This is a genomic window from Streptomyces sp. NPDC023723, from assembly GCF_040639815.1.
Lineage (GTDB): Bacteria > Actinomycetota > Actinomycetes > Streptomycetales > Streptomycetaceae > Streptomyces.
In genome coordinates, this window is sequence record NZ_JBFAAP010000053.1 from 41,650 (window position 1) to 49,850 (window position 8,201).

Consider the following 8,201-nt stretch of genomic DNA (forward strand, 5'->3'; position numbering starts at 1 on the left):
GTGTCGCCGCGTTCACGGGCGACTGTGTCCGGCAACCCGGAAGGAAGTGCGAGTCGTATGCCCCCTACCGCCGACTGGTCGGTCGCCATCGCCGGCGAGTGCATGGTGACGAGGCCGTTCTCCATGCACGCCGAGGCGGAGTTCCTGCGGATCCGGGAACTGTTCGAGAAAGCCGATGTCGCCTACGCACACCTGGAGATGAACTTCGGCGACGCCGCCGAACTGCACCCGGGCCGTGGCGACTGGTACGGCAGTTACATGCTGGCCGAGCCCCATGTGGCCAAGGACCTGCGGTGGCTGGGCGTGGACGTGATGTCGACGGCCAACAACCACAGCCTGGACTTCGGCTCCAAGGGACTGTTCTCGACCGTCCAGGCCCTCAAGGACGCCGGAGTGGCCGGCGCCGGCACCGGCCGGGACCTGGACGACGCCCGGATGCCCACCTACGTCGAGACGCCCCGCGGCCGGATGGCGCTGATCTCGACCACCTCCGGCAACCGGCCGCACGAGTGGGCCGGCCGCCCCAAGGAGACCATGCTGGGACGCCCCGGCATCAACCCGCTGCGGGTCATGACGACCTACGTCGTGCCCCAGGGACCCGCCCAGCACCTCAAGGCCGCCGCCGAGGGGCTGAACATCCTGCGCACCGGCAAGGACTGGAAGCCGGGCAAGACCGGCCGCGTCCTGCGCGACGACGAGTTCCAGTACAACCTGCCCGGCGGACAGTCGGCCGCCGGTGAGATGGTCTTCCGCGAGGGCGACGACTACCAGATCCTCACCGAGTGCCACGCCGGTGACCTGGAAGGCAACCTGCGCGCGATCCGGTCGGCGGCCCACATGGCCGACCTGGTCATGGTCGCCCACCACTTCAACATCGCCGAGGGCCCGCGCGGCGACCGGCCGCCGCGGTTCGTCCGGGAGTTCGCCCACCGTGCCATCGAGGAGGGCGCCGACATCTTCGTCGGCCACGGCTGGCACAAGACCCTCGGCATCGAGATCTACCAGGGCAAGCCCATCTTCTACGGACTCGGCAACTTCTTCGCCCAGTCCGAACTGCTCGAACGCGTCCCCTACGACAGCTACGAGACCTGGGGTCACGACGTCGACGCCCTGGCAACACTCACCCCGGACGCACATCCCCTGCACCCGGGTCTGGACACGCCCACCCCGACCTGGTGGAGTTCAGCCGTGATCGAGGTGCACCTCACCGACGGCCGACTCACCGGCATCACCCTGCACCCCGTCGAGCTGGGCCGGGAGGTGTCGAAGGAGGCGAAGATCACCCGCGGTACCGGCAAGTCGGCGCAGCACCCCGTCACCGAGGGCCGCCCCCTCGTCGCGGACCAGGTCAACGGCGCCGAGGTGCTGGAGCGCTACCGGCAGTTGTCCGCCGAGTACGGCACGACCCTGGAGACCGACGGACGCGTGGCCCGGCTGCGGCTCGGCGACTGATCCCCGCACGATCACGAACAGGAGGTACCGAGACGCATGGCTACGCTGACCCGACAGCCGACCTCCCCGCCGCGGGCGGACGGGAAGCGGGCGCGGACCCGACGACGGGGCCCCGGGGTCCTCATGGTCCTCGTCGTCCTGCTCCTCGCCGTCCTCGTCTTCCTGCCCACCGCGCTGGTGTTCGTCCGTGCCGTCTCGGAAGACCCGCGCGACGCCCTGTCCACCTTCACCCTGGACGCCCTGAAGGACTCCTACGGCTCGTGGGAGATCTGGCGGGTACTGGGTGAGACCATGGCCATGTCGCTGGCCTGCGGTGTCATCGCCACCGCCATCGGCGGCGCGCTCGCCTGGGTGCTGGCCCGTACCGACGTGCCGCTGCGGCGGTTCTTCGAACTGGTCGTGATCGCCCCGCTGTTCCTGTCCCCCTTCATCGGTGCGCTGGCGTTCCTGGAACTGGGAGCGCCGCGCACCGGCCTGCTCAACCAACTCGCCCGGGACATCGGAGCGCCCGGCTGGGTGTCGATCAACGTCATGACCTTCCAGTGGCTGATCATCATCCTGGCGCTGCACTACGTGCCGTACGGCTACCTGCTGGTCTCCGGCAGCCTGCAGAACATGGACGCCAGCCTGGAGGAGGCGTCCCACATGAACGGACGGGGGACCCTGCAGACGGCGCTGCGGATCTCCCTGCCGGCCGTCCGGCACGCCACCTTGTCGTCGGTCATGTTCGTCACCATCAGTGCCACCGGCATGTTCTCCGTGCCGGCGCTGCTGGGCGCCAAGATGGACTTCCAGCCGCTGGCCGTGACGGTCTACCGGGCCACCAACGGCTATCCGAGCGACTACGCCCTCGCCGCCGCCCTCGGCACCATGCTGGTGCTGCTCAGTGTGATCGGACTGTGGCTGTACCAGCGCGGGCTGCGGCAGTCCTCCAAGTTCGTCACCGTCACCGGCAAGTCCCGCAACCGCAAGCGCATCCACCTGGGCGGCATCAAGTACGTCTTTGTCCTGCTGCTGGTCCTCTACGCCCTGATCACCACCGTGCTGCCCTACGCGGCCCTCGGCCTGCGGGCGTTCAGCAAGTCCACCAACCTCGACGAGATCGACCTCACCTTCGACGTCGTCCGGCAGGTCTGGCGGGCGCCCGAGCTGAAGAACGCGCTCGGCAACACGGTGATCGTGGCCGTGACCACGGCCCTGTGCGCGGTCGCCGTCGGCATCCTGACCTCCTACGTCACCGAACGGGTCCGGCACCGGGGCTCCGGCCTGCTCAACGCCATCGCCATGTCCCCGCTGGCCGTCCCGGGCATCGTCTTCGCCACCGGGGTGTTCGCCCTCTACCTCGGCACCCCGCTGTACGGCTCGCTCGCCATCATGGTGGTCGCCTACGTGGCCTCCTACCTGCCGCACGCCACCCGCGTCACCGGCAACGGCTTCGCCCAGATCGACAAGTCCCTGGAGGAGGCGTCCCGCATGTGCGGGGCGGGCCAGGGCCGCATGCTGTGGACCATCCTGCTGCCGCTGATGCGGCCGTCGATCGCCGCGGGCGTCATCATGGTGTTCCTGTTCACGGTGCGGGAGATCAACACCGCGATCCTGCTCTACACCCCGGACACCATGCTGCTGTCCATCCTCTCCTTCAACTACGCCCAGCAGGCGTCACTGCCGGCCGCCGCCGTCGTCGGTCTCCTGGAGACCGCCCTGATGATCGCGTGGATCGTCGTCATGCGGCTGCTGCTCCGGCCCGGAAAACTGCACCAGCGCGCCTGACGCGCACGGACCAAGCCGCCCGAAACGTGAACGAGGTGAACAGATCGATGGACGAGCCGCACCGCGACCCAGTGGACCACGGCCTGGTGGTGGAAGGACTCTTCGCCGACTACGGCGGCACGACGGCGGTCTCCGACCTCAGTCTGGAGATCGGACGGTCGGAGTTCGTGACCCTGCTCGGACCCAGCGGGTGCGGGAAGACGACCACGCTGCGCTGCGTGGCCGGCCTGCACACCCCCTCCGCGGGCGAGATCACCCTGGGCGGACGGCCGCTGTACGCGTCCCACGCGAACATCCCGCCGCACAAGCGGGACATCAACATGGTGTTCCAGTCCTACGCGGTGTGGCCGCACATGACGACCGTGGAGAACGTCATGTACGGCCTGAAGGCGAAGAAGATACCGAAGGCCAAGGCCCGCTCCCAGGCCGAGCAGATGCTGGAGCTGGTCGGCCTCGGCGAGTTCACCCACCGCAACGCCACCGACCTGAGCGGCGGGCAGCAGCAGCGCGTCGCGCTGGCCCGCGCGCTGGCCACCGAGCCCAGCCTGGTGCTCATGGACGAGCCGCTGAGCAACCTCGACGCCCAGTTGCGGGCGCGGATGCGCGACGAGATCCGGCAGATCCAGCGCCGTACCGGCATCACGGTGCTCTACGTGACGCACGACCAGTCCGAGGCGCTGTCGATGTCCGACCGGGTGGTGGTGATGAACAAGGGAGTCATTCAGCAGGTCGGTGACCCCTGGACGCTCTACCACCGGCCCGCCAACGGCTTCGTGGCGACCTTCGTGGGCGAGGCCAACGTGGTGCCCGCGGTCGTCGTCGACGTGGGCGTGCGCACCTTCACCGTCAAGGTACCCACGCTCGGCCCGGACACCGTGCTCGACATCGCCCACGCCACCGCCGCTGTCAGCCCCTCCCGGGGCGACCGGATCTCGGTGGTGTTCCGCCCCGAGTGGGTGCGGGTGGGCCGGGAGACCGGGCCCCTGCCGGACCGGCTGGATGCCAACGAGTTCCAGGCCCGGCTGGTGGCCAGCGAGTTCCTCGGCGACCACTTCGAGCGTACCTACGAGGCGGGGGAGCACCGGCTGCGCGTCCAGGCCGTCACCGGCCCGACCTCCCGGCCACCGCAGATCGGCGCCGACCAGACGCTGCTGCTGACCCCGGACAACGTGACCTGGTTCCCTGCTGAGGTCGGCGGAGCGGACGCGGCGCCGACCGTGGACGAGGACGAGGAGCTGCCCGTCGGTGCGCGCACCGAGGTGCTCGGCAACTGACGTCACCGCGCCGCGCCGGTGCCCCTCACGCGGGCACCGGCGCAGCCGTGCGCTGGGCCGGGCTGAGCGAGGACTCGATCTTGGCCGGCAGCATGCCGAGGAAGGTCCGGGCGGCCCGGGAGACCTCCCGGTCGGGCGGCGCGAGGATGACGGCGCCCCGGGTCAGGGGCAGTCCCGGGGCCACGGCGCGGCGTAGGAGTCCGGCCCGCTGGTCCTCGCGCACGCAGAACTCCGGGAGGACGGCCAGAGCCAGTCCCCGGGTGACGTAGGTGCGCATCGCCTCCAGGCCGCGGGACTCCAGTACCACCCGCAGTGAGACGCCGACCTTCTCGGCCCAGCACTCCACCAGCTGACGGCTGCGCATGCCGTCCGCGAACGTCGCGAAGTCGGCCTGCGCGAGGTAGGGGACGCGGTCGGCCTCGGGCAGAGTGTGGATCTTGTCGTCGGGGCGCGCGTAGAGGTACATCTGTTCCTCGATCGCACCGAGGGTGGGGAACTCGCTGGGCGCCGGGTAGCGGCAGATGCCGAAGTCGGCCCGGCCTTCCGCCAGGGCCCGCGTGCACGCCTGCCGGGAGGGCTCGTGCTTGATGACGACCCGGACGGACGGTGCCGTCTCCTTCATGACCATGACCGCGCCGACCAGCAGGTGCTTGATGTGGTCGGAGTCGCTGACGACGGTCACCGTCGAGCTCTCCGGCAGCTCCTTCATCCGCTCCAACTGCTGGTGGAACCGGTCGGTGCGGGTCAGCACCTCCTCGGCGAAACCGAGCAGTTCCCGGCCGGCGGCCGTCAGTTCGGACCGGGCTCCCTGCCGGCGTTCCAGCAGGGTGCAGCCCAGCAGGCGTTCGAGGTGCCGGATGCGCTGGGAGACGGCGGGCTGGGTGAGGGCCAGCTCGGCGGCGGCGGCACGGAAGGAGCCGGCGCGGACGAGGGTCTGGAAGGTGTACATCTGGTCGAACGTCAGCCCCGCGATCAGCCGTTGGCGGCTGGTGTGACGCCAGGCGCCGGTCTCGAACGTCATTGTTCCTCCTGTCGGGCAGGGCGGGCAGGGCGGGCAGGCGTGAGCCCGGGGCGGACCTGGGGTACCAGGCCCTCCCCGGGAGGGGCGGGAGGCGTCAGGGGCGGCCGCTCACCCCTTCAGGGTGGAGTTGACCTTGCTGACGAAGTCGGCGAAGCCGTCGCCCTGCAGCTCGGGCTGGGTGGCCATGCCGTACCAGATCTCCGGCTTGGAGTACCACGGTTCCTTGGCGATGGCCCGCTTGTCCACCCATCCGGTCCGGCTGCCGGCTCCGGTGCCGTAGGTGGCCATGAGGTCGTGGCCCTCGTCGGAGCTGGCCCACTCCAGGAAGAGGCGGGCGGCGTACGGATGAGGGGTCGCCGTCGGCAGCCCCATCATCCACAGGGCGGCGTTGGTGGGCGTCGGATAGGCGTACTCGATGGGGGCGCCGTTGTCGATGTAGTCGTTGTAGAGCGTGTCGGTACCGAAGGTGACGGCGTACTCGCCCTTCACCAGCTGTTCCGCGATGGGGATCTGGCTCTCGAAGAGCGCCGGGTCGTTGTCGGCCACCCCGTCCAGCCAGTCCCAGCCGTACGTGTCGGACTGGTGCAGGATCACGTTGGCGTAGTTGCCCGCCGTGGTGGCGCCGCCGGTGTCGCCCAGGGCGATCTTGCCTTTGAACGCGGGATCGGCCAGGGCGGCCACCGGGTCCTTGCGCAGCAGTTCCTGCTGCCCGGGCGTGGTCACCTCGGTGTTCCACGCGATGGCACCGATGCTCTGGTGCAGGGGGTAGATCTTCCCGGCGAGTCCGGTGCCGGGCAGGACCTTGTCGTAGTCGTAGGCGTCGTAGTTCTGGGTGCGGTAGTCGGTGATCCAGCCCTCGTCCTCGGCGTCCTGCCAGAGTTGGTAGACGTTCTGGATGACGACGTCCGCGTTGTCGACACCGCCGCCGACCTCCTGCGCCCACTTCTGGAAGAGCGTGGTGCTGCCGTCACGGTAGAGCTTGACCTGGATGCCGTACTTCTTCTCGAAATTCTCTATCCAGGCGGTGGTCGACTTCTCCGTGGTGGCGGCGTACAGGCTGACCTCGCCCTCTTCCTTGGCTTTTTTGACCAGCGAGTCCATGCCCCCCGCGTCGGCGACGTTCTTCGGCAAATTCTCGGAAGTGCCGCTCCCGGAACCGCCGCACCCAGCCAGCAACAGCGAACTCACGGCCGCTATTCCGACGAGTACCTTTCGGATTCTCATGCTGCCCCAGCCTCCAACTTCCTTGTTCTCGGGGGGAGACGCAAAAGTCCGTAACTTCTCGGAAACAGTAGGGCCGTGCGTCATGGCCGGTAAGCGTCGGGTTTCTACTCCACCGATAAGCCTGGTCTTATCGCCGGGACGGAGCACATCACGGGCGGCCCTCTTGCGCACTGGTCGGTTACGGCGAATCGTCGACAATATCGTCGGCAGCGGCGATGACGTCAGGGACAGTACACGTCACACCGCGCGTGCGGAACGGTGCTGACGTCACCGAACGCGTCCGTCGGACCGGTCCGTGCCTCACCCGCGACAGCCAAGGAGACCGATGCGCGTGTCAGAGCCGGCCGTTCCCTGGCGGCAGTTGCTGCCGACCGCCCTTGTCCCGAACGTGCTGCACGGCTGCGGCCAGGGCGCCGCGATGCCCGTGACACTGCTGACCGCGAAGTCGCTGACCGGTTCCTCGGCCACCGCCGCGACGGTCGCGGCCCTGCTGACCGTGGGACAGCTGCTGCTGGCCCTGCCGGCCGGCTGGCTGGTCGGCCGGTACGGGGAGCGGCGCGTCATGCTGCTGGCGACAGCGGTGACGGCGGTGGGCGGTACGGCGGCGTACCTGGCGCGCTCGTTGTGGCTGCTCGCGGTGGGCGCGCTGGTGATCGGCAGCGGCGCGGCCGTCTTCACCATGGCCCGCCATACCTGGGTCACCGTCGCCGTGCCGGCTCCGGTGCGCGGCCGTTCGCTGTCCGCGCTCGCCGGGGCCACCCGGCTCGGTCTGTTCGCCGGGCCACTGCTGGCCGCCGCCGCCATGCGGCTCAGCGGCGGGGTCCGGGGCGGGTTCCTGGTCGTCGTCGTCGCCTGCGTCCCGCTGGCGGTGCTCATCGTGTCGGCCCCCTTCCAGGAAGCGGGCGGCGACGGCGCGGGCGACGAGGCGGCGCCGCGCGTGCTGCGTACGGTCTGGGAACGCCGCCGGGTGCTGCTCACCCTCGGTCTGACCCTCTCCGTGGTCAGCACGATGCGCACCACCCGGCGCATCCTCGTGCCGCTGGTCGGGACCGCCGTCGGTCTGGGCGAGGTCACCGTCACCGTCGTGGTCGGGCTGGCCGCCGGGCTCGACTTCTCCCTGTTCTACGCGGGCGGAGTGGTGACCGACCGCTGGGGAAGGCTCGCGGTGGCCCTGCCGGCCCTGGTGGTCTTCGGCGTCTGTCATCTCGGGCTCGCGTTCGCGCCGCGACTGCCGCTCGCGGTGTGCTGGTTCCTCGGCAGCACCGCGCTGATGGCGATCGCCAACGGGTGGAGCGGCGGGGTCGTGCCCACCGTGGGTTCGGACCTCGCGCCCCCGCGGTCACCCGCACCGTTCCTCGGCTCCTGGCGGCTGGCCACCGAACTGGGGCCGTCGGTGGCGCCGTTCGCCGTGGCGGCGCTGGCCGGCGCGCTGTCCCTGGCCGCCTCGTGCGCCGCGGTCG

At 69.9% G+C, this 8,201-nt stretch carries 6 protein-coding genes; 4 read left to right on the top strand and 2 right to left on the bottom strand.

All coding sequences use genetic code 11. The features are described 5' to 3' along the window. The first annotated feature begins 57 nt into the window (after window positions 1-57). The 3 genes from AB0G32_RS33540 to AB0G32_RS33550 are packed head-to-tail and all read left to right on the top strand — an operon-like array spanning window position 58 to window position 4,496. The gene (locus AB0G32_RS33540) at window positions 58-1,452 is read left to right on the top strand and encodes a CapA family protein (protein WP_361172143.1); all 1,395 of its coding nucleotides are present in this window, start codon (window positions 58-60) and stop codon (window positions 1,450-1,452) included. Between the two features lie 36 nt (window positions 1,453-1,488). Continuing rightward, window positions 1,489-3,222: an iron ABC transporter permease gene (locus AB0G32_RS33545; RefSeq protein ID WP_361172145.1), complete on the top strand. Its 1,734-nt coding sequence runs from the start codon at window positions 1,489-1,491 to the stop codon at window positions 3,220-3,222. Window positions 3,223-3,269: 47 nt separating this feature from the next. After that, entirely contained in the window at window positions 3,270-4,496 is a 1,227-nt protein-coding gene (locus AB0G32_RS33550) for an ABC transporter ATP-binding protein (protein WP_361172148.1), read from the top strand. Between the two features lie 25 nt (window positions 4,497-4,521). On the opposite strand, the gene AB0G32_RS33555 is transcribed toward AB0G32_RS33550, so the two are convergent. Both AB0G32_RS33555 and AB0G32_RS33560 read right to left on the bottom strand, forming a co-directional pair. Further along, a complete protein-coding gene (locus tag AB0G32_RS33555) occupies window positions 4,522-5,517 on the bottom strand; it encodes a LysR family transcriptional regulator (RefSeq protein ID WP_361172151.1) in 996 nt (331 codons plus the stop codon). Window positions 5,518-5,625: 108 nt separating this feature from the next. Beyond that, window positions 5,626-6,648: an extracellular solute-binding protein gene (locus AB0G32_RS33560; protein WP_361172154.1), complete on the bottom strand. Its 1,023-nt coding sequence runs from the start codon at window positions 6,646-6,648 to the stop codon at window positions 5,626-5,628. Window positions 6,649-7,072: 424 nt separating this feature from the next. Here AB0G32_RS33560 and AB0G32_RS33565 point away from each other — a divergent pair. After that, window positions 7,073-8,201, top strand: a 1,129-nt coding sequence (locus AB0G32_RS33565) for an MFS transporter (protein WP_361172157.1), incomplete at its 3' end; no start/stop codon positions are given.

Coding starts and splice junctions, on each gene's coding strand:
- AB0G32_RS33540 (WP_361172143.1), top strand. CDS start 58: ATGCCCCCTACCGCCGACTGGTCGGTCGCCATCGCCGGCGAGTGCATG.
- AB0G32_RS33545 (WP_361172145.1), top strand. CDS start 1,489: ATGGCTACGCTGACCCGACAGCCGACCTCCCCGCCGCGGGCGGACGGG.
- AB0G32_RS33550 (WP_361172148.1), top strand. CDS start 3,270: ATGGACGAGCCGCACCGCGACCCAGTGGACCACGGCCTGGTGGTGGAA.
- AB0G32_RS33555 (WP_361172151.1), bottom strand. CDS start 5,517: ATGACGTTCGAGACCGGCGCCTGGCGTCACACCAGCCGCCAACGGCTG.